Origin of the sequence: Bremerella alba, from assembly GCF_013618625.1 — a bacterium.
Classification (GTDB): domain Bacteria; phylum Planctomycetota; class Planctomycetia; order Pirellulales; family Pirellulaceae; genus Bremerella; species Bremerella alba.
The window spans coordinates 145,184-168,105 of record NZ_JABRWO010000014.1 but is presented as its reverse complement, the minus strand read 5'-3'; the positions used below and the strand labels follow the sequence as shown (position 1 = coordinate 168,105).

General features: G+C 53.7%; 10 protein-coding genes. 9 read left to right on the top strand and 1 reads right to left on the bottom strand.

Annotation, left to right across the window (positions count from 1 at the left end; all coding sequences use genetic code 11):
• Positions 1–4: 4 nt before the first annotated feature.
• A complete protein-coding gene (locus tag HOV93_RS22250) occupies positions 5–2,278 on the bottom strand; it encodes an efflux RND transporter permease subunit (protein WP_207398754.1) in 2,274 nt (757 codons plus the stop codon).
• Between the two features lie 141 nt (positions 2,279–2,419).
• Between HOV93_RS22250 and HOV93_RS22245 the strand changes: the two genes are divergently transcribed.
• From HOV93_RS22245 to HOV93_RS22205, 9 genes are all read left to right on the top strand, one after another.
• Complete coding sequence (locus HOV93_RS22245; RefSeq protein WP_207398753.1) at positions 2,420–3,253, top strand: MBL fold metallo-hydrolase; 834 nt, start codon at positions 2,420–2,422, stop codon at positions 3,251–3,253.
• Between the two features lie 467 nt (positions 3,254–3,720).
• Positions 3,721–14,496, top strand: a complete 10,776-nt coding sequence (locus tag HOV93_RS22240; protein WP_207398752.1) for a type I polyketide synthase — start codon at positions 3,721–3,723, stop codon at positions 14,494–14,496.
• Complete coding sequence (locus HOV93_RS22235) at positions 14,493–15,176, top strand: 4'-phosphopantetheinyl transferase family protein (protein WP_207398751.1); 684 nt, start codon at positions 14,493–14,495, stop codon at positions 15,174–15,176. The genes HOV93_RS22240 and HOV93_RS22235 overlap by 4 nt, the downstream gene beginning before the upstream one ends.
• A complete protein-coding gene (locus HOV93_RS22230; protein ID WP_207398750.1) occupies positions 15,167–16,330 on the top strand; it encodes an aromatic ring-hydroxylating oxygenase subunit alpha in 1,164 nt (387 codons plus the stop codon). Before HOV93_RS22235 ends, HOV93_RS22230 begins: the two co-directional genes overlap by 10 nt.
• Positions 16,327–17,091, top strand: coding sequence for an SDR family oxidoreductase (locus HOV93_RS22225; protein WP_207398749.1), 765 nt, complete (start codon positions 16,327–16,329; stop codon positions 17,089–17,091). Before HOV93_RS22230 ends, HOV93_RS22225 begins: the two co-directional genes overlap by 4 nt.
• Before the next feature lie 21 nt (positions 17,092–17,112).
• Positions 17,113–18,603 carry an SDR family oxidoreductase gene (locus HOV93_RS22220; protein ID WP_207398748.1) on the top strand — a complete coding sequence of 497 codons (1,491 nt, stop codon included), beginning with the start codon at positions 17,113–17,115 and terminating at the stop codon, positions 18,601–18,603.
• A gap of 49 nt (positions 18,604–18,652) precedes the next feature.
• Complete coding sequence (locus HOV93_RS22215) at positions 18,653–20,005, top strand: aspartate aminotransferase family protein (RefSeq protein WP_207398747.1); 1,353 nt, start codon at positions 18,653–18,655, stop codon at positions 20,003–20,005.
• A complete protein-coding gene (locus HOV93_RS22210; protein ID WP_207398746.1) occupies positions 19,990–21,471 on the top strand; it encodes a class I adenylate-forming enzyme family protein in 1,482 nt (493 codons plus the stop codon). Before HOV93_RS22215 ends, HOV93_RS22210 begins: the two co-directional genes overlap by 16 nt.
• Entirely contained in the window at positions 21,468–22,892 is a 1,425-nt protein-coding gene (locus HOV93_RS22205; RefSeq protein ID WP_207398745.1) for a hypothetical protein, read from the top strand. The genes HOV93_RS22210 and HOV93_RS22205 overlap by 4 nt, the downstream gene beginning before the upstream one ends.
• The last annotated feature ends 30 nt before the right edge of the window (positions 22,893–22,922 follow it).

Below are 22,922 nucleotides of genomic sequence, written 5' to 3'. Positions count from 1 at the left end.
TGCATTAATCTTCTACGCGTACGTCTCCCAAGCCGGCTTCCGATGATTCAGGGGTCGGCTTGGGCTTTTTTGTGAAGCAAAGCAGGATTGCCGGCAAAATCAACAGATCGCAAAGCAAAGCCGTCAGTAGCAGTCCGCACATCAGCCACGCAAAACGCGAAACCGGCGTGAAGGGACTCAGGGAGAATACCAACAGACCAAGCGAGCAAATCAACGAGGTCTGAATCATCGCTAGTCCGCAGTGCTCGTAGGCGAGCAGAGTAGCTGCGGCCTTAGTTTTCCCAGCTTTGAGTCCTTTGTTAAACCAACTAATGAAGTGCAGCGAGTCATCTACTGCGATTCCCAGAGCGGCACTCGCTGTCAACAGAGAACCAATTTCGACCTGAACTCCAAGGTAGCCCATCGTGCCAAATGCCAAGAGTGTTGGCAGCACGTTGGGAATCATGCTGAAAAGCCCAGTGACAACATTCCGGAGCAAAATCATCATGATGATGGCGATCATTACAAACGCCAGACCAAAACTCTTGATCAGATCACTGAGCATCTCGCTCTGGGCTTTGAATATGAGCGGCACGGAACCGGAGTAGATGGGTTCGACACTCGGATAGTCCTGCAAAGAATTATCGACGGTAGCACGCAGACGCTGCATAAACGCACCGTAATTCAGGCGATCGCTTGCGCGTACGCGAGCACTGATTCGCCATAACTCATCCCCATCCTCAAGCCTCAAATAATTCATCTCAACGAACCGCGGAAGCCGTCCCTCCAAAATCTTTCGAATGGATGCGCGGCGCATCACGGCGCGGAATCCTTTCTCATCTTTTGGTGGAATGACCGGAGCAAACGTGACGGCGGACATCGTTGCAGAGACCCCTTCCACACTTTGAATGCTTTGCTGCACGTGATCGATCATTCGGAACCGCTCGTCCGTTTGAACCTCTTCAGGCTGGTCGACTCTCAGGACGACTTCAATCGGAATGAGTGGCCCTACGTTTTCTTCTAACCAGTCGTAGTCTCGCAGAATGGGAGCATCCGACCAAAACAAATCATGAAGTTGGGCTGAGGTCGAGATCTTCTGCACACCTACCACAGATACAACGAGTGCAACAAGCGAGCCCCCAAAAATCGGCCACTTGGCTGACCCCATATGTCGCGAGAGCATTTCCCAGATCGGTTGAAGCCGGGAAGCCGAATCATTTTTACGCTGCCAAGTCGCTGGATCGACAGGAAACTTGTACATCGCAGCAGGGACCCAAATCAGTAAAACTACGGCCGCTGCCAGAATGGACGCAGCCGCATAAGCGCCAAAATTTGATACTGGGCGAATTTGACTGACCGTCAAGGACAACATTCCCACGGCTGTGGTTCCCGCCGAAAGCAGGCAAGGAACCAACGCAGATCGCAATGCCCATCCGACTGACTCTTTCGCCGAGCGATGGGCAAGCGACTCTCGGTAGTAGTTCATCAGATGAACGCCCGAGGAAATGCTCAGAACGTATGTTAAGTTAGATGCGAGCGTGAGGACTGAGTCCATCTGCTGGCCGCTGAAATACATAATGGCCATGCTGAGTTGCTCGCAGAAAATTGCCAGCACAAAAACGATGATCGTTGCTCTGGCACTGCGAAAACTAATCGCCATGATGAGGATACATACGGCGAAGGAACCAAGATTCAATGCGGCCAACGAGCCTTTGCTCGCCTTATCAATGGCCACACCGTCGAGCGTCGTACCAGCAACAATGAGATCCTCGCGAGTGAGTCCATCGACCTGATTGGCTACTTCATAAGCATATTCGATAGCCGCGGCCCGGTTTTCCTCCCCTTCGGGAGAAACGACGGCGACAACACAGGTTTGGTCGCCATTTTCACCGATCAACCAATGTTTGAGTCGATCAACAGCAAGGCTTTCCGGCAATTCTAGAGGCTCGGAAGTTAAAGACTGCAATGCTTCCGGTCCAGTTACGACGTCGCCGAACCAGACAACCTCCTTGCCATCGACTTCATCCGATTTGCTGATTGCCTGGGCATATTGAGCAACCCTAGGATCCTCGAGTGTGCATCCTTTCCAACTCACCATCAGCAATTCGTCGGTACCGAATCGATCGTAAAACCAAATCAGCCGTTGTGTTTCTTCAAACGATTCAGGCAACCAGTCTTCGACCCGATTTTTAATGCCATCCCACGCGCCCTTAGTCCCAATCATGACGATGGGAGTAACGGCCAAAAAGAATATGAGGATGAACCAACCGAAACGGTCGTGCCACGAAGACTGGGACATGTAAAACAACCAAGTTGCGATTCAATGGGCGTCGACAAACTGCGGATTTTGCCGATTGAGAATAACACAAGCGTCGTGCTTGAAATAGGATGATATAGAAACGGCAAGCTCGGCCACCTCTACATATTTCGGGAACGGTACATGATACAAGTCGGAAATTGGCAAATCGATATCGTCTCTGGCGGACGATTCATGCACGACGGCGGCGTGCTTTTTGGCATCGTTCCCAAGTCGATCTGGCAGTCCGTTCAGCCGGCCGATTCACAAAATCTGGTCCCCCTGGCGATGAACTGCGTCCTGGCAAGAAACGATTCACATTGTGTACTCATCGATACTGGCCATGGTTCCAAGCTTTCGCCTCTAGATAGGAAATCCCACGGGCTTTTACCTGGTTGGCCTCTATTAGATGAGCTTGCCAGACTGGGAATTACTCCGCAGCAGGTCGACCATGTCGTACTCAGCCACTTGCACTGGGATCATTGCGGTGGTGCGACCTCTAGAGTCAATGGCTCTATCCAACCGACGTTCCCCTCCGCCCAATATGTCATCAACCGACAGGAATGGGCAGATGCTACTTCAGGACAATTCGAACGATCCGGGGGCTATGTGCCGGCGGACTACTTACCGCTTGAAGAATACGGTCAACTGCGTTTGGTCGATCACCTGGAGGAAATCGTTCCTGGTATCCAGGTCTTACATACCGGTGGCCATACGCTCGGGCATCAGGCCATCCTTGTCGAGTCGGAAGGAAGCGGCCTGATCTACCTGGGGGACATCGGCCCCACTTCTCATCACATCAAAAATTTGTGGTGTACATCGTACGACCTGGATTTAATCCGAACGAGAGAAGTCAAAAAGCAACTATTTGACTTCGCTGCTCAAAAAGCGTATTCGGTAGCTTGGAATCACGATATCGATATTCCTTTGAGCCGAATAGCAAAGCATCCCAAACGCGACTACCTCGTAGAAATCTAGGTTTTACAAGTTAGCGAATAAAATCTTGGGAAGCCCATATCGAAGCCGTCATGAATTGCGTTTTACAAGAATTTTACCGAAAGGAACATTACCCCCCATTTTAAGCGTTCTTGAGGGATCCTACCCCTCACAACCTAGACTAAATTGATCCAAATCCCTTTTATCCCAATCACTTGCTGATCATCCCCCCCATGATTTTCCGGAGGAAAAACCCCATCTCTTTATTGCCTTTTTTACCCATACTGTGTAATTATAGGGTTTCGTTGATCCTGCCTTGAACGATGTAGCTGGAAGTCCCACCCAGTCGTTAATATCTGCACGACTTTAGCAGTCGAGTATTCGCTGCGACCGGGTGTGTACAACCGTCCACATATCAGGCAATCACGACACGGATGGATTAAGTCAGTGTCCCATTGCGGTATGACCGAACGAAAGGAGGTGTCCCGGTCGGCCTTCAGGATATTTCGATGTCAATCACGACCGATCGAACCGATGTTCCGGTAGCGATTGTTGGTATGGCTTGTCGGCTTCCAGGCGCGGCGAATCTAGAGCAGTACTGGCAACTTATTTCTCAGGGGAAGTCCGCTGTCGGCGAAGTACCGCCGGATCGGCTGAACCGAGAGATCTATTACCATCCCGAAAAAGGGACTCGGGGCAAAACATACTCCACCAAGGCTGCTCTACTTAGCGACCGCACGTACGACCGCCAGCGTTGTCCTCTTCCGCAATCTTTGATTGATTCGGTCGACAACACTCATCTATTGATGACGGAGGTAGCTGCCGAGGCTTTTCGGCACGCTGGATACGATCCGTTTCAGCTCTCCAATCGAAACGTATCCGTCTTCATTGGTCATGCCCAGGGAAGTTCCCGTCTGGGAGAATTAACGTTTCAGACCTACTTAAATGACGCGATCGCCCTGTTGGAACAAACGCCGGGCTTTCAGGAACTCCCGATTGAAATACGTCAGGCCGCCGAACAGGAGCTGCTCGCTGAACTCAGCCAGCAATTGCCGCCTGGACCTGAATCCACACGGTTTCTGAACTGCAACATGGTGGCCGGGACGGTCGCCAAAGCTTTCGGCCTTGATGGAAGTTGGCTGGCATTGAACTCGGCGTGTGCCTCTTCGTTACATGCCATGTTAATGGGTGCTCGAGCCTTGCAGCGTGGTCGTGCAGATGCCGTGGTTGTGGGAGGAGCTTCCGATTGCAAGTCGGACTCGCTGGTACTCTTCTCCAACGCCCAAACGCTGACCAAAGACGACAGCCGCCCATTCGATGCCAATGCCGACGGTCTGATTATGTCGGAAGGTTACGTCGCTCTGGTCATGAAGACCCTCGACCGGGCCATCGCAGATGGTGATCCCATCCAAGCAGTTGTCCGTGGGCTGGGAGTTGCTACCGATGGACGCGGCAAAAGCTTGTGGGCACCACGAAAAGAAGGCCAAATACGAGCGATGCGTCGCGCTTACCGAAGCGGCGCCGATGCTTCGCGATTGCAATACCAGGAATGCCACGCGACTGCGACCCAGGTAGGCGATGCCACCGAGTTGGAAACGCTGCGGGAAGTCCTTGAGCCCCTGTTCGCTCCCGGCAAAAAGATTCCGATTACCAGCGCCAAAGCCAACATCGGGCACTCGCTCGAAGCCGCTGGGGTTGCTGGAATGATCAAGACCGTTTTGTGCATGCAGCACAAGCAATTCCCAGCCGCGATTAATATTCAACAGTTGAATCCGAAAGTTCCCTGGGCAGAGTCACCCTTCTTTGTTCCGATGAAACCAGCCGTTTGGGAAGCACCAGAAGATGGCGGACCTCGTTGCGCTGGGGTAAATGCGTTCGGGATCGGCGGGCTCAACATGCACGTTGTGATCGATGAATACGTTGGGCAAACAACGGAACAAATCTGCGGACCAAGTAAGCCAGCCGAGGAATCAGTCGACGATCGAGCCATTGCCGTCGTTGGCATGGGGTGTATCGTTCCAGGAGCCGATGAACTGGATCAGTTCTGGAACCTCGTTCACTCAGGCACCGATCCCAAGACCCAACCCCCAGTCGATCGCTGGTCTCCTCAGTCACGCGAGCGGGCCAAGCGACAAGGGTATTCTCCCCTGGGCGGCTTCATCCAGAAGTACGAATACGACTGGCGGAAACATCGTGTTCCCCCCAAGCAAGTCCAAGAAGCGGATCCGCTTCAATTTATGTTTCTGGATGCCAGCGAAAAGGCCCTTGCCGATGCAGGCTACGATCGCGATTCGATCCCGAAAGAACTAGCTGGCGTCGTTGTCTGCACCGAGTTTGGAGGAGACTTCTCCGATCAACTTGAGATGGGGCTTCGCATTCCCGAAATGCAGGCCATCCTCTCGCGTCGCCTGGCTGAGCAGGGATTGTCATCAGAACAAATCAGTGCCATTAACGAGAACTTCAGCAAGCACCTGCTGAAGAAATGGCCTGCCTTGGTTGACGAAACCGGCAGCTTTACCAGCAGCACATTAGCCTCGCGCATCAGCAAGACGCTTGATCTCAAAGGGGGAGCCGTCGCCATCGATAGCGGTGCCACCAGCGGAATGTCAGGCATCGCGTTATGCATTGACTCGCTACTCTCCGGCGACAACGACATGATGATCTGTGCCGCAGGTCAACGCCGCATGGGACCAACCATTTTCGACGGCCTAAACGCGGCTGGACTTCTCAGCAAAGATGGCCAAGCCAAAAACTTGTGGGACGCGGATTTCAATGGAATTGTTCCCGGTGAAGGCGTCGCTGTCGTTGTTTTGAAACGTCTGGCCGATGCTCGCCGTGACGGGGATAAGATTCGAGCGGTCATTCGAGGTCTCGGCACTGGCACGCACGACAACCCAGCCGAAGCGATGCGTCTTGCGGTCGAGCGATCGACTGCCATGGCGGGCATCGATCCGGCGGAAGTCGAGTTCGTCGACATCGAAACCGACGAGAGCGCCGAAGTTTGTTCGTCGTCTCTGGCAATGCTTGCTCATTCCCACGTCGAAGGTTCACGGCAGCAACCGCTTAATCTTGCGTCGACCACCGCCCAATTCGGTCAAATGGGTGGTGGTGGCCCGGTGCTCGCATTGGTCAAAGCCGCGCTCGAATCCCAAAAACAGGAAGTTGCTCACGGGATTGGTGTACAGAAAGGATCCAGACCGAACTTAGAAACATCACTCCGCAGCAATACCAAACTGAGCCAACGAGGCCTCGGGGGTGTGGCCAACTGGGCTAAAGGCCAGGCTTTCTATCTTTTGCTGGACAACGGTTCGCACGTGAGCCCCAAGCCGGAAGTCGCTTCCCCTGTAATTAACGAAGCCTCCATATCGAATGATGCGAAAATTATTCGCATCGGAGCCAAGAGCCACCAAGGGTTACTTGAGAAGCTTAGCAGCGCCGTTGGCCGCGCCGAGTCGATCTGGAATGGCGCGACATCCGATCAGTTTTCGTCCCACGACGTGTTTCGACTTGCGATTGTCGCAGACAGCTTAGCGAGCCTTTCCAAGAAGCTCTCGCTGGCATCAAGCCAACTGGGGAACGCCTCGGCACAGCAGGTTCTGGAGCAACAGGGCATCTTCTATCGTCAACGTCCACTAACACCCCCGCGTGTAGCATTCGTGTTTCCGGGGCAAGGCTCGCAATACGAAGGAATGCTAAAGGATCTGGTCGCCGTCTCGCCAGAGGCCGCCAAAACAATTGCCGAGGCAGATTCGGCAATGCAGCGTCAGGGATTCCCGACGTTTTCGCAGTTGGCTTGGGATGTTCCCACCCAGCTTGGCAAAGATGTGTTTCAGACGCAGATTGCCATGCTGCTGGCCGACCTAGCCTGCCTGGCAACCCTCAAGCAGCAAGGTATCTCCCCTGACCTAGTTCTGGGACATAGCTACGGAGAGTTTCCAGCACTGTTTGCTGCAGGCGTTTGGAACCTGGACGATGTCATCCGCATGACCAAAGCTCGATGTGATGGCATTCTGGCAACTTCCAAAAATGATGCCGGACTATTAGCAACGACTGCCACTCCGGAAGAAATCAAGAGGTTAATTGCTGAATGCGGCTGTCAGGCTTACTTGGCCAACTTCAATGCACCGGATCAGACCGTCATTGGTGGAAAGTTGGTCGCGTTGCAGCAGTTGGCTACCGCGTTAAAAGCGAAGTCTTACCCAGCTCGAATATTGGCTGTGCCGGCGGCGTTTCATACTCCGCTTATGGCAGGCTCTAGCCGCTTGCTGCAACAAGCATTAGAAACCGCCACGCTTGCTCCTCCGTCGACGATGTTTCTCAGCACCGTCGACAATCGGCAAGTCACTGATGTGCAGCGTATTAAGCGAAATCTAGGGATTCAATTGACAACACCTGTCAAATACGTGCCCCTTATTGAGCAGCTTGATCGCGACGCTCCTACCGTGTTCGTCGAAGTCGGGCCTCAGCAAACGCTGACCAAATTGAACCGAAAAATTTTGTCGGGCGATGCCAACGTAATCGCCGTTGACAATCCCAAGCGGGGTGCATTGGAAACTATATTGGGCGTTCGTGCTCTTCTCGATTGCCTAGGCGTGGGCGAGGCTTCGGTCCAGCCCACACCACCCCAACCTAACGTTGCTCCTGAAACTTCCGCAGCGCCTCCGCGTGCTGAGATATCCGCGTTAACACCTTCCCAAGAGATGAACCTGATGGACGATATTCCGCACTTTGATGCGACCGAACGTCGACGAGCAAAGATGCGAGGCGTTTCGGATCGCCCGGTGGCTGCTACGCCGCAGGCCCAAACTGCTCCTCCAGCAGTTCCGCCGCCTGCCAGCCCGCCAAGGGTAGCAACGCCGACTCCACCGGCCCCTCAGCCGCTCCCGCCAATTACGCCTCCCTCGGCGCCTACGGCATCGCAGCCGGTTGTACCACCGGTCGCGACGTCCTTGAACGGTACTGGAAGTTACCATACCAACGGCTCGACCAATGGTGCCGCTACCACTTCGTCACCGAAGTCCAACACGGTAGATCTTGAAAAGTTCCTCGTGAACTTCGTTGTCGAACAAACCGGCTATCCTCCGGAAGTGGTCGATCTGGATGCTGACCTGGAAGCCGATCTGGGGATCGACAGCATCAAGAAGGCTCAATTATTTGGAGAGTTGCAAGAGTACTTCGAGATCAGCACTTCGGCCACCGAGCTGTCCCTCGATGACTTCCCAACCTTGCGTCACGTCGTCGACTTCCTCTCGGCTAACAGTGAAGCAACCGGCACAGCGGCAGCAGCCACACAGGCACCGGTCGCTGCTCCGCCACTTCCTGCTCCGCAGCCTATTGTTCCCCCGATTGCTGTACCAGCGCCTGTAGCAGCCACCCCGGAACCTGCCGCACCGGTAAGCTCCACAAGCCCAGCCGAGTTAGAGGCGTTTCTGGTAAACTTCGTCGTCGAACAGACTGGCTATCCGCCGGAAGTGGTCGACCTGGATGCCGATCTTGAAGCCGACTTGGGCATCGATAGCATCAAGAAGGCCCAGCTTTTCGGCGAGCTACAGGAATACTTCGAGATCAGCACTTCAGCCACCGAGTTGTCGCTCGATGACTTCCCTACCCTGCGACATGTAGTTAACTTCCTATCGGCTAACGGACAATCGGCCAGCCAGGCACAGGCATCCCCTGCCCCTCCAGTTGCGGTCGCACCCATTCAGCCCCCACCACCGGAACCGTCGCCCCCTATACCCACACCTTCTACCAATGGTGCCTCGAATGGGTTCGCTAATGGTGGCGCAGTGCCATCGTCGGAATCAACAACAATCCCGGCGGAGTTGGAATCCTTCCTGGTGAACTTCGTCGTCGAACAAACCGGCTATCCGCCGGAAGTGGTCGATCTGGATGCCGATCTGGAAGCTGACTTGGGCATCGATAGCATCAAGAAGGCTCAGTTGTTCGGCGAGTTGCAGGAGTACTTCGAGATCAGCACTTCAGCCACCGAGTTGTCACTCGACGACTTCCCTACGCTGCGACATGTGCTCGACTTCCTCTCGGCGAATGCTCAGCAAGTCACTACGACTTCCGACGCCAACGAGGCATCGTCTTTTTCCCCGGCCGCTCCGGCGCCGGCCAGGGAAACTAAAACCAACGCGCCGGCCGTAGCTTCGCCTTCCACAGAGGTCGATATTACGGACATTTCTGAGAATAAGTCGAACGTGGACGTTTCGTGCCTGCAGATGCTTGCAGGCACTCCTTATGAGATGGGCTACACCCATGGAACCCTCTTCTGCAACGAGATCCGCCGAACTTTACAAACGTATACTGAGTACGTTGGTCATTCGGTCGACAAGCTGCCCGGCTCGCATCGCAGTCAGCAAGCCTTCCAATTGCTTTCTCCCGATCAATTGGATGAGTTACAAGGGATTGCAGATGCAATAGAGGCTCCTTTAACCAACTTGTTGGTGCATCACTTCGTAACGGCGGAACTCTTATCTCAATCCGAGCAGGTCGCCAGTGAGGGAAATGTTGACGCCGACATGACTCACGTCGCGCGAATCATTTCCCAAGAGATAGGACCACTGCGCGATACCATTTGCCTGGCGACATTCCTACGAAAACCGTCGACGGGAATCCCCTATATCGGCGTGACCGCAATCGGTACGGTCTACTGCCTGGGTGGGATGAACCGCGACGGTCTCGCGGCAACAGCGACCGGCGATCCCGATTTATTCCAAGTCTTAGCTACATCGCCTTCGCTGGAAGAGGCCATCGATGCGATGACTTCGTTTAGAAGTCATCCTTACGGAAACGTAACGCTCAGCGAGCGAAGTACCGGGCGCCTTGCGACCCTGGAACTCACCCCGCAAGGTGTTCAGGTTTCCAGTGACGTGCTATCTGCGCGGTTGCGTCAACCAGAATTGGCTGCCGTCTCATCCGTTTCTTCGCTTTCAATGATCGATTCCGATTGGAGTGATGAAAAAATAAGTCAACCGGTCGATGAAGATAACCAGGATGCCTTAGTCCTCGCTTTCAATTACGTCAACAACACGCTCTGCGTGAAGCATCGACTCGGCGAAGTACAGACAGTTCCCTACGAACTCTCCGCACTGGAAGCAACGCCTAAGCCGCGATTGCAATCCCAGCGGTCCGTCAATCGCAGCCCTCTAACGTCGCCGAAGGTTACCGCTCGCTTCGAACTCGAAATGCGTGATGCTCCGTTGTCCGCTTCAGTTCCGACGAGCATGACGTGGCAAGGCGCAGCCATCGTATTGGGCTCTGGCAAAACAGCCTCGGCTATACTTGCGAAGCTTCAAGAGCATGGTGTCGTCGTCCACCATATTGCAGATGCACTGGACCTGGACGCTGCCGTTTCGCAAGTAGCACAAATCTGCGAAGCGGGTCCAGCACCTCACCTGTTTATCACGACTGGGCGAGATGGACATTCGTCGGTTGCATTGACTGATCTTTCAAGATGGGATTCGCAGCAGCGATCGAGCATGGAAACGCCCCTGTTCGTCTGCCAGAAGTGGTTAGCGATCGCCGACAAGCAGGGCTGGTTGCCGCACGCCACGGTGGTCGCAACGACGTCACTCGGCGGTGACTTTGGCTTCGATTCTGGTTCGATCGGCGCTCACAGTGGCGCGCTGACCGGGCTCATGAAAGCCATCTTTATCGAGTACACCGTGATGCGTGATGGCCAAGGCCCACGCGTGAAAGCGTTCGATACGAACACAAGCGATTGTCCTCGTCAAATTGCCGATAACATCATCTGCGAACTGGCTTCCGGAAATCTCGACTATGAAGTTTCATGGTCCGGCGGTTCGCGAAAGGTTCCTTTTGCCGTCGATGTGGCTGCTGACGAAGTTGCAGCCGAGTCGAGCCTTCCTCAAGGAACCTGGATTGTTACCGGCGGTGCACGTGGCATAACAGCTGCTTGCGCTTTAGAACTGGGCAAGCGATATGGCTTGAAGCTTCATTTGTTAGGAAGCAGTCCCCTTCCAGAAATCGACCCAAGCTGGCGCAGCCTCGACGACGATGGCCTGAAAACACTCAAAGCAGAAACGATGATCGCCGCCAGCAAGGCCGGCCAAAAGGCTCCTCAAGCATGGGAACGCGTGCAGAAGAGTCTTGAAATCGATCGTTCGCTACGGGCATTCGAAGAAGCGGGCGTTTCGGCAACCTATCATGTGTGCGATGTTTCCAACCGCGATTCGCTTGAGAAAGTGCTCGAGGACATTCGTAGCACCGATGGCCCGATCTCTGGCATATTACATGGTGCCGGAATCGATAAGTCGTGTCGTTTCGAGAAGAAACGGCTCGACATCGTCAACGCCACGCTCGGCATCAAAGCCGGCGGTCTGGTTCACCTGGCTGCTCTTACCCGCAAGGATCCTATTCGGCATTTGATTGGATTCGGTTCGATTGCTGGTCGCCTAGGTAGCTTCGGCCAGGCCGATTACTGTCAGGCAAGTGATCTGCTTTGCAAGCTGATGGGTGCCTACCGTCGTCATCGTCCTTGGGTTCGCGCCGTAGGCTTCCACTGGCATGGCTGGGATGAAGTCGGCATGGCGGCTCGTCCGGAAACGCAAAGTGTATTGCAGAAAAAAAGCGATTTGAATCTCATGCCACTGGCAGAAGGCCTGGGACATTTCATCCGTGAAATCGAAGCCGATACGCCACGAAGTGAAATTCTGATCACCGAACGTCGCCATTGGCAACGATTCGCTGACGGCCTGGGGCAGTTGGCTGAGAGCAAGCGTGAAGCTACCCCTCAGAATACGGCACCGACTTCGCCACAGTCGACTGAATCGCTTGGTCCTGCCGATGCGTCGGTAGAACTTAGAACACAGCGTTGCGAGCTTAAGCTGATCGAAGCTCCTCTCGATGCCAATAGCCCGGCGACTCCCACATTTAAGAATCCAGCATGGATTGTAGGAGAAAATGCCGATGCCATTGCTCTGGAAGCGAGGCTTAAGGAACTCGGAGTCGAGGTGTATCGCTTTGGTATTCGCGAAGACCTCGATGCCCTGCTGGCCGACATTGACGGGCTTCACCCTGACCGCCCTGCTGGTCACTTGTTCCTGCTTTCAGCACGTGATGTGACTCAGGAGGATCTACTCTCTGTCGAAGCGATCGAAAAGCGACGGCATGAAGGTATTATCGCTCCTTTTTTCATTGCCCAAAGCTGGGTCAAACGCCTGATCAAGTCTCCAGAACATGGCCCAGGCACGCTCGTCGCCGCAACAAGTCTTGGCGGTGACTTTGGCTTCGAGTCGACAGTTTCATTGCCTGATGGCGGCGGCATGACCGGGTTCATCAAGTCGCTGCATATTGAAGACTCTCGTCGCGATGATCGAGCAGTACGATGCAAAGTAATCGATGCTCCGACGGGAGACCCTTCAAAAACTGTTGTTGACGCAATACTGCGTGAAGCGGCGTCAGATCGACCGGAAGTTGAAGTGAGTTGGGTCGCAGGTAATCGAAGCGTGATCCGTCCTATTTCGGTCGACCTTCCACCGGGTCCAGCTGCTAATATTCCAAGAGGTGGCAACTGGGTAGTTACCGGCGGCGCACGAGGCATCACAGCAATTGCCGCCCGAGAACTCGCTCGACGCTATGACTGGAAACTCCATCTCTTTGGCAAGAGTCCTCCGCCCATCAAAAACGCTCCGTGGCGCAATTTCGACGAAGAGCAACTCAAGACCTATAAGACCCAGATTACCCGCCAGGCCGTCGCCGATGGGCAATCACCCGGGGCAGCCTGGGATCGTGTCTTGAAGGATTGCGAGATTTTCAAGAACCTGCAGAAGTTTGCCGAAGCTGGCATCCAGGCCACTTACCATCAGTGCGATGTTACTAGCCGAGATGAGCTTGCGACCGCACTAGCTAAAGTTCGTGCGACGGACGGCCCAGTCACTGGACTCATGCATGGTGCCGGGCTCATCGAGCCAGGTCGATTCGAACACAAGCGTCGCGGTTTTGTCGAAAAACTTGTACGTACCAAGTTCGACGGGCTCATGCACCTGTTCGCACTCACCAAGAATGACCCTTTGACCCACTGCATTGGCTTCGGATCCATCAGCGGTCGGTTCGGTGGGAACGGTCTCAGTGACTACGCTGCCGGGAACGATTCGATGTCGAAGGCTCTCGGATGGCATCGCAAGATCCGTCCTGATTGTACAACGCTATGCATTCATTGGGAGTCATGGGAAGGGGCTGGCATCGCGACCCTGTCTCGTTTTGCCTGGGGTCCACGCAGCGTGATGAAGATGAAATACATGCTGCCGGAAGAAGGCGTTCGCCGCTTGGAAGAAGAATTGGCTGGTGGTGGAAAGAAGTCCGAAACGCTTTATACGTTTGGTGACTTCTACCCCATGTTTTTTCCCTCAGAGCAGTACCCGCTAGGCGAGTTCCAGCCACGCTCAGGAGAAGAGGCCAGCGATGTTCCGCTAATCGAAACCACGCGCCGCGAAGGAAGTGAGTTGGTTGGAGACGTACCACTCGCCCCGACCGTCGACCCGTTCTTAATTCAACATCGTCTGCGTGGCAAACCGATCATGCCGGTTGTTGCCACCCTGGAAGCCCTGCGCGAAGCGGCTGCCATTGCCAGCGGCAAAACGGTGGTAGCATTCCGTGATGTCGACATGGTGGATGGACTTGTTTTTCACACCGATAATCCGCAAACAGCCCAAGCTCGTGGGCAGATGATAGACGATCAACTCGTTCAATGCCGTTGGACTTGCGATTTCCGTAACCGGACCGGCGGCCTAATTCAAAAAGATCGTCTTTACCTTGAAGCGAAAGCCGTTGTCGCAGAAGCACCTTCCACGTTGACAACAACGCTGCCAACGTTCCCAACCGAGTGGCATGCCGTCGCCTACCCGGAAGATAGCGCTATTTACCATGGCCAACCTTTTCGCTGCCTCAAAGCAATTAGCTGCGAAGCAACCCATGGTTGGGGGCATATTCTGGCACAGCCTCTAGTTGATTTGACCGGCGAGTCCAAACGCGATGGCTGGCTCATTCCCTCTTGCGTTCTCGATTCGGCTCTTTACGCATGTGGATGTCATTTGTATCTGCATGGCGAAGGTGCCGTGTCGCTGCCACGTAAGATCGAGTTGCTCGAACTCGGCCGCGCTGCCCACGATGGCGAGAACTGCTACGTTCACTTCACTTGTCGCAACATCGCCGAAAAGTCTGCGTTGTACGACATGGTTGTCGTCGGGCAGGACGGCGGCGTCATCCTCAAAGCAACCGGCTATGAGAAGGTGATTCTTATGCGAGGGGAGGTCAAATGATTTCCAATTTCCCACGCATTGTTCGCTTCGTCGCAAATTTCGAGAAGCTGGGCATCCCCGAAACACTATCTTGGTTGACCGAAGCGGAGTTGGCGGAGCTTTCCTTCTGGAACGATTCGTCACGACGTCGCCAATGGTTGGCCGGAAGGTGGATCGCCAAGCGGCTGGTTACGCGCTCATCGCGAACCGATTCAATGCGAGGTGTGGAAATCCTTTCCCGCGGCGAAGACGGCCTTGGGAAATCTCCGACTGTTTCCCTTGGTGGAATTGCCACTTCTTACCGACTTTCGATTTCACACAGCAATCAAGCGATTCTAGTTGGAATCACGCATCGCGATGCACGGATTGGCGTCGACGTAGCAGCCGGTGTCCCCAATACGTCCGGCTTTCGAGCACGCTGGTTTAGCGAACGAGAAATCAAGTGGATAGAAAGTGATATCCCCATTCGCTTGCCTGTTGCTTGGGCATTGAAGGAGTCGATCTTCAAGGCCTGCGGCAACGGAAGCAAATGGGATCCTCGATCAGTTGAACTTATTGCGATAGAGAAGAATCGAGTCTACGGCCGCATGCATGGCCTCGACACAGATCCTTTAACCATGTGGATCCGCGCGACAAGCAGTGGAGCCGCAACTGCGGTTTGGAGCAACATAGCAACACGCGAGGTGGCGTTATGTTCCTAAGTACCCAACACCACTCGCAAATCCTCACTCGGGACTGTTATACCAGCGAAGAGTTTTTACAGAAAGAAGTGGATTCACTTCTGCTTCCTGCCTGGCACGCTGTTGCCGTTAAAAGCGAGCTTCCTCACGATGGAAGCTATGTGACTTTCGAGATTTATGGTCGTCCGATCATTCTCTGGCGATGTGACGACCAGATCCATTGCTTCCTGAATGTGTGCTCGCATCGCTTCTCGAAATTGCGTAGCGACTCGGGTGGCACTTGCGAACGGCTTCGCTGTCAGTATCACGGTTGGCAATTCGACGAGACCGGCAATGTCCGAAAGATCCCTGATGCCAAATCGTTTCGCCCTTTGAAGCAGGGCATGCTGGGGCTGAAGAAGTATCGCCTGGACACCTGCGGCGAGCTGGTTTTCATCAATCTTTCAGAGGAAGGCCCTTCGCTTCGAGATTTCCTGGGCGAGATGTACTCGACCTACCTAGAGTGGTTCTCGCCTGACATGCATACGGCAGTCGTGCTTAACCGACCGATTCAAGCGAATTGGAAATGCCTAGTCGAGAATGCACTGGAAACATATCACACGACGGAGGTGCACCCTAAAACATTTGGCGAGTCTCCTTCTGAAGAAGACTGCGAGCACAAGCTAGACGAATGGGGAAGCTCTCTTTCTGTCGACTTCAGTCAGGAACAGTCATTCCGGTCATCGCTCGACCAGTTCGGGCATTGGCTCGTCGGACGTGAACGGAACCCCGTTTACCGCCATATCGCTCACTACCCCAATGTGTTGATTGCCCACCTATCACTTTATCGCTGGGTGGAATGCGTGATACCAGTCTCGCCTAACTGTTCTACGTCAGTCGTTCGTCTGATGTGTCACGTCGGCAAGCAGGGTCAACTGCGACGCCTCTGGAATCGCTATTTAATTAGTCGCTGGGCCAACGACTTCCTGGGACAGGTTGGCGAGGAAGACGCCCAGGTCATGACGCAGGTTCAACAAGGCCTAAATTCTGTCGATCAACCGACAGGTGGTTTGATTTCTACGCGTGAAGAACGTGTGTATCACTTTCAAGATTATATCGACCGAGCCTTAAACAATGGCCACGGTCTCCCCCAACGAGACACCATTCCGATTAGCTATAAGGGTAAGACTTCATGATTGACTTGACGGGAAAGATGGCTCTGGTTACCGGCAGTTCGCGGGGCATGGGTCGCGCATGTGCGCTTCGTCTGGCTGAAGCAGGCTCGGATGTCATTGTGAACTACGTGACCTCCCGATCTGCTGCGATGGAAACGGCCAAAGACATTCGCGCGATGGGACGTCGTTCTTTCGTCGTGAAGGCCGATGTCAGCCAGAAGGACGATGTCGAATCGATGATGGAATATATCGGAGAGCACATCCAACAGCTGGACATAATTGTCAGCAACGCTGCCACCGGCGGATTTCGTCCGTTGCTTGCAGCCAATGAAAAGCATTTCGAGAACACTTACCACACTAACGTGCTGGCCATGCTTTATCTGGTTCAAGCCGGAATGCCGCTGCTAGAGAAGAGTCAGGGCCGCGCGAAGGTCATCGGCATCAGCAGTCATGGCAGCGACACGGCCTTACCATGGTACGGTTTAATCGGCAGCTCTAAAGCTGCACTGGAAAGCCTTGCTCGTCACCTGACACTTGAAGTGGGCGACAAAGGGGTCAACGTCAATATTGTCAAGTCAGGTCTCGTTGAAACCGATTCGACCAAGCGTCTTCCTGGTGCTGAGCAGATGTTTGCCCACCGCAAAGACAAGACGATGATGGGGGATCGCATGCTTTCAATCGAAGACATCGCGAATGCAGTGGTTTTCCTGGCCTCCCCTCTATCCGACTTGGTCCAAGGAGAAACGCTGGTCGTCGATGGCGGCGCAGCTGTTCACGTTTAAGTAGACAAACTTAGGGCAACTATGAAGTATCACCTGTTAACCGGCGGCACTGGCTTACTTGGCCGCTACTTACTTCGCGATCTGACTTTAGCCGATGTCCCGCTAGCGGTTATCGTGCGTCCATCTCGATTTGAATCGGCTGTGGGGCGCATTGAGACAGCGATGACACATTGGGAAATGGAACTAGGTCACGCCTTAGTGCGTCCCATCGTGCTTGCAGGAGACATCACGCAGCCGATGTGCGGTCTGTCGCGCGAAGACCAGCAATGGGTCCAAGAGTACTGCGACACGGCGATTCACTCAGCGGCTTCGCTGACCTTTTATGCCGAAGAAGAGGATGGCGAACCATGGCGTAGCAATATCCATGGCACGCGCAACATGCTCGCTCTTTGCCGAGAAACTGGCATTCGCAAGTTTCACCACGTCTCGACCGCCTATGTTTGTGGTCAGCGTCGAGAAGTCATCCGTGAAGACGAACTCGATGTCGGCCAACTTCCCAGCAATGATTACGAAGCCAGTAAAATCACGGCTGAAAAGGAAGTGCGGGCTGCGGGTTTTGATAAGCTAACCGTTCATCGACCTTCCATCATCGTGGGAGACTCCCAAACGGGATTCACCACTTCGTACCACGGTTTTTACACACCACTTCGACTGGTGCATACGCTTGTAACTACCTTGCCTTGGGATGTGATCGCTCAAGGTGACTGGCTAGGGACCTTGGCCCTCTCAGGAGAAGAACGAAAGAACCTCGTTCCTGTCGACTGGGTTTCGGCTGCGATGACAGAAGTGATCGCTCGCGAAGAACTGCATGGCGAGACTTATCACTTCACCAATCCCAATGCGGCCACTGTGGCTGACATGCTGGCATCCATGGGCGAAGCAGTTCTCGATTTGGCTAAGCACGAGAAGTCGGATCATTCGAAGATTTCCGATGATGCAGAAAAGATGATGCACTCGTTCCGCGACCAGATGAAAGTCTATCAGTCGTATTGGAGCGACGACCCGACCTTCGATAGTACCCGCACTGAAACGTGTTTACCTCACTTGCCTTGTCCCCAGGTCGACCAGTCGCTTATGGACCTGCTGGTGAAGTATGCCATCGACAAGAATTTCGGATGGCCGAGAGAAGCACCGGTCAGTCGTAAGTTTCCGATCGCCGAAGAGCTGGCACCTTGGATGCTTCAAACCGATACGTCAGGCGATACTGACGATCGACGCTACGTTTGCCTTCGCGTCAGCGGAAACAGTGGTGGTCAGTGGCACATGATTCTAGACCACGGCCGTCTGGTTGGTGTCGGATCTGGGCTCAAGAACGGAGACAGTTCAACCTGCTACCTCAACTCGGATACATTCCATCGAATTACTTGCGGCCAACTTAGCTGGGAAGCCGCACTACAATCAGGACGATTGTTCACAACTGGAATTGCTACCAGTTCCGAAGAAATCGCCCGATGTTTTCAAGAGTTCTCGGCCGCCACCAAGACCGAGAATGCCGCCAGTTCCATCCAGTAAATACAAAACACGATTGACAACATCGTCAGCGAATCACAGGGGATTTATTATGTCCGGTACCGTTTCCAAATTTGAAGCCGCTAATTGCGCCGTAAGCGAACAGGTTCTCGACCGTGCGAAGAATAGTTTAGCCGGTGGCGATAGTAGCACCATGCGGGTTCTGCCTTACCACATTCCGTTAGTTGCCGATCGCGCTGAAGGCTGTCGTTTGTGGGATGTTGATGGCAATGAATATATCGACCTCAATATGTCGTACGGCCCACTACTTTTGGGTCACCGTCCCAAAGCCGTGATCGAGTCTGTCTATCGTCAGATCTCCGAACAAGGCAGCCAACTCGGATTTCCTACCGAAGTCACGATGCGTGTGGCTGAGAAAATCAAGAAGCTATTCCCAAGCATCGAGCTCCTTCGTTTTGCAAATTCGGGGACCGAAGCCTGCGCATCCGCTGTCCGTCTTGCAAAGACGTACACCGGTCGTAACAAGCTGATTATGTTCGAAGGTCATTACCACGGCTGGAGCGAAGCCGTGTTCACCAAATACCATGCACCACTGGAGGAGCTTCCGGAAAAAGGCTACGGACCTGCAATTCCCGGCACTTCTGGCATGGGGGACAGCATCAAGGACGTCATCACGGTTCAATGGAATGATCTGGATGCCCTCGAGCGAGCACTCGCTGAACATGGCGACGAAGTGTGCGCGGTCATGATGGAACCCATCTCAGGCAATGCTGGTTTGCTGATGCCTCACGATGGTTACTTGGCGACGGTTCGGGAAATGGCTCATGACTGCGGTGCGCTGCTGATCTTCGATGAGGTAATCACTGGCATGCGAGTTTCGCCTGGTGGTGCCCAAGAGCATTATATGGTCAGCCCTGATATCACCGTCATGTCCAAAGCAATGGGTGGCGGCTATCCGGTAAGCGCGTTCGGAGCATCGGCTGAAATGATGCAGTGCATCGTTAAAGGGCCTTTATTCCATGGTGGTGTATTCTCCGGCAATGCCATTGTGATGTCAGCTGCAGAAGCCGTACTCGACACGGTTCTGGCAGACAAAGAAGGTATTTACGGTCACTTGCACACAGTTTCCGATCAACTCGCAAATGGCGTCAAAGATATCTATTCCCGGCTGAACATCCCCGCTCAAGTGAACCACCTGGGCCCCCTAATCGCAGCCATGATCACTAAAGAAGAAACCGAGGGACTTTACAACTATCGAGATGTCCGACGTCACGCCGACTTTGAACGTTACATTCAATTCCAACATTGGATGCAGCAGCGTGGTGTCTATTTTCACCCCAACGAGTTTGAACCGATGTTCCTGTCCACCGCTCATTCGTCGCGTGACATCGACGAAGTCCTGGAGCGATGGGAAGAAGGTGCACGCCAATGCCTAGTACGTTAACGCCCAATTCCGTATGGAGCCCTGATCCCATACTTGAGGCGGCGGAAAGCTATCGCGGTCAAATCATCGATTTGGATTCTGGCCGCAGTATCTCTTCCGATCAATTCCAACGCCTACGACAACATCTCGCGCAGTCCTTAAAGCGGAAAGGCATCGCTGCTGGCGATCGTGTATTGGTCACGATCGCTAATGGCCCGATGTTCCCTATCGCACTTACGGCACTTCTAGCATGCAATGCATCTCCGCTGCTGGTTCACGTGATGACACCTCCGGCCGAGCTAGCTCGTTACGCCCAGCGATTTGGCGTCAAGTGGCTTATTTCGTCGGGTGGTGACGAACAGGTCGACTCGGTTCTTGAACAGCATGGCATGATCCTCGCTGGCGATGATTGGAGTCTTGTACTAGGCCGTTTCTCCGAACCAACCAGCATCCCTGGTCCTGAGTTTCGCGGGGTGCCCCTTCATCCAACTTCCGGTTCGACGGGACTTCCTAAAATTGCACTCCGTCCAGGTTTTCCGGCGATGGAAGAAGCTCGTCATTACACCGCAACAATGGCGATTTGTGAGGATGATTGCTTAATGGCCATTCCACCAATGAGCCATGCATACGGTTACGGTCTGACAACCATGGTTCCCTTACTAACCGGAGCCAGTATCGTTACCACATCAAAGTTCAGTGTGGGGAAATTGGCACGAATATTACGAGAGTTCCCCGTAACCATCCTTCCGATGGTGCCAGCCCATATCGATATTCTGCTATTCGGAGGTGGTATCGAGTTTGGTCGTTTACGCTGGCTGCTCACCGCAGGCTCCATGATGCCCAAACGATCGGCCGTTCAATTCCGAAAAAAGACCGGCGTGACCGTATGTCCTTTGTACGGCACTACAGAAACAGGTGGCATCTCGGTTGCAACGATCGCTGACGGTCAAGATGTCGACGGCCGCGTCGGGCCACCGATGGACGGTGTCGAAGTCCGAGTACGTTCGCCTGCCAATGCCAAAGAACTAGGTCTGGAACCAAGCGTGGGGAAGATTCACGTGAAGAGTTCGTCAATGATGACCGGTTATCTATCCGAAACCGGTGAGATCCTGAAACCATGGGACTCCGATGGTTTCTTTGAAACAGGCGATCTCGCAAAAACCGTGGAGGATGGCGTGATCCATCTTCGTGGTCGCACAGGCGAAATGATCAACATCCTGGGCTTGAAAGTTGTTCCGTGCGAAGTCGAAGAGGTCATTGCGGCGATGCCAGGCGTTCGTGAAGTCAAGGTTTACGCAGGACAACTTAAGTCTAAGGGAGAGATCGTGAAAGCCGCAGTCGCGGTCGATGACGGGATCGACGAGACAGTCTTAAAAGCTTATTGCGACGCAAACCTTGTTTATTACAAGCGACCACGAGACATCACTATTGTCGCCAAGCTCCCCCGAAACCCAGCAGGCAAGATTCAAGTGAAAGAGCTTCCTTGACTGTTTCGCAACCGCAGAAAACCAACATGTCACAGCTTGCCATGCAGCCGCATTCCGAAATCCATACTCCGTTGGACAAGCTCTTTCCGCTGCCTCTTTCGCCGGTCGAAAAATTCATGCTGGCCGATGGACGTTCGCAATATCCGATGATGTGCGATATCGAGGTCCACGTCCAAGGTACCATCCAGCGCGGCCCTTTCGAGGAAGCCTTGGCGTTTGCAGTCCAACGTGCTCCGCTTTTTCAAAGTGTTGTCCAAAATGACAAAAAGCTCGGACTGGTCTGGCAGTTGACCGATCGAATGCCGGAGGTCGAATGGGACGAATTTGGCGTTCCTTGCCTGACAGGCTACGACAACTACGTCGATCTCTTCCAGGAACTCGGGCTTCGAATTTACGTCCGGTCAGGTAGCGAGCGGTCTTCCTTTCTGCTTCATTTTCATCACGCCACCTCAGATGGAGTTGGCTCGATCGCGTTCGTCGAAGATTTGTTGACGGCCTATCATAACGCTACGCCCGGAACAAAGTTCGTAAAGCCCAGAAAATGGGAGCCTGAACGTCTTCTGAACCGTTGTAATTCGGCCTTAAAAAATCCAGGCTGGAAACGTGGCCTGTATGACGTTTATTGCGGTATCTACGGGGCAAGCAACTTTTTCATGCAGCGTCCTTTGCCGCTGACCGACAAACGCTCGCCTTTGGGTGATGATGCCATGCGCCAACAGAACGGACATATCACCAAGGCAGTCAGCCCAGAAGCCACGTTGGCCATGCGAAAATGGACCTCCGCTCGAAAGGTCACCGTAAATGATGTTCTACTGCGTGATCTGTTCGTTACGCTTAACGACTGGATGTCGAACCAAGGGATTGATATCGGTTCGCGTTACCTGAGAATACTCATGCCGCAAAGCCTGCGAGGTCGAGGCGACGGCGCAATGCCTACCACCAATGACATTGGTTTTGCGTTTCTAGCACGTCGTGGCAATATGATTCGCAAACCGGATGAGCTCTTGGAGTCGCTCGTCCCAGAAACGGCGGCGATTCGCAAGGACAATCTATCTCGCCATTTCATTGGCGGGCTCGCCGCGGTGCAAACGCTGGGATTGCTACCATCGCTGCTCAATGGCTCTTCCTGTTTTTCCACTGCGGTCCTCACAAACTTCGGCAACTCGTGGCGACGGTTTCAGGCCAAGCTTCCTCCAACAGATGGCGGTCTGACTGCAGGCAATCTTGTTTACGACGGTCTCACCGGCACGCCTCCTTGCCGACCAAATACCGCAGCCGCGTTTTGCGTCTGCACCTCAGCCGATCAGATATTCGTCAGTCTGAAGCACGATCCATTTCACTTTACCTTGGATGAGTCACACAAACTTCTCTCAAGTTATATCGATCAGATTACCCGCAGTGCCGATGGTCCTTCCGCGTAAGCATTCATTTGGCCTATCATAGGAGCTTCA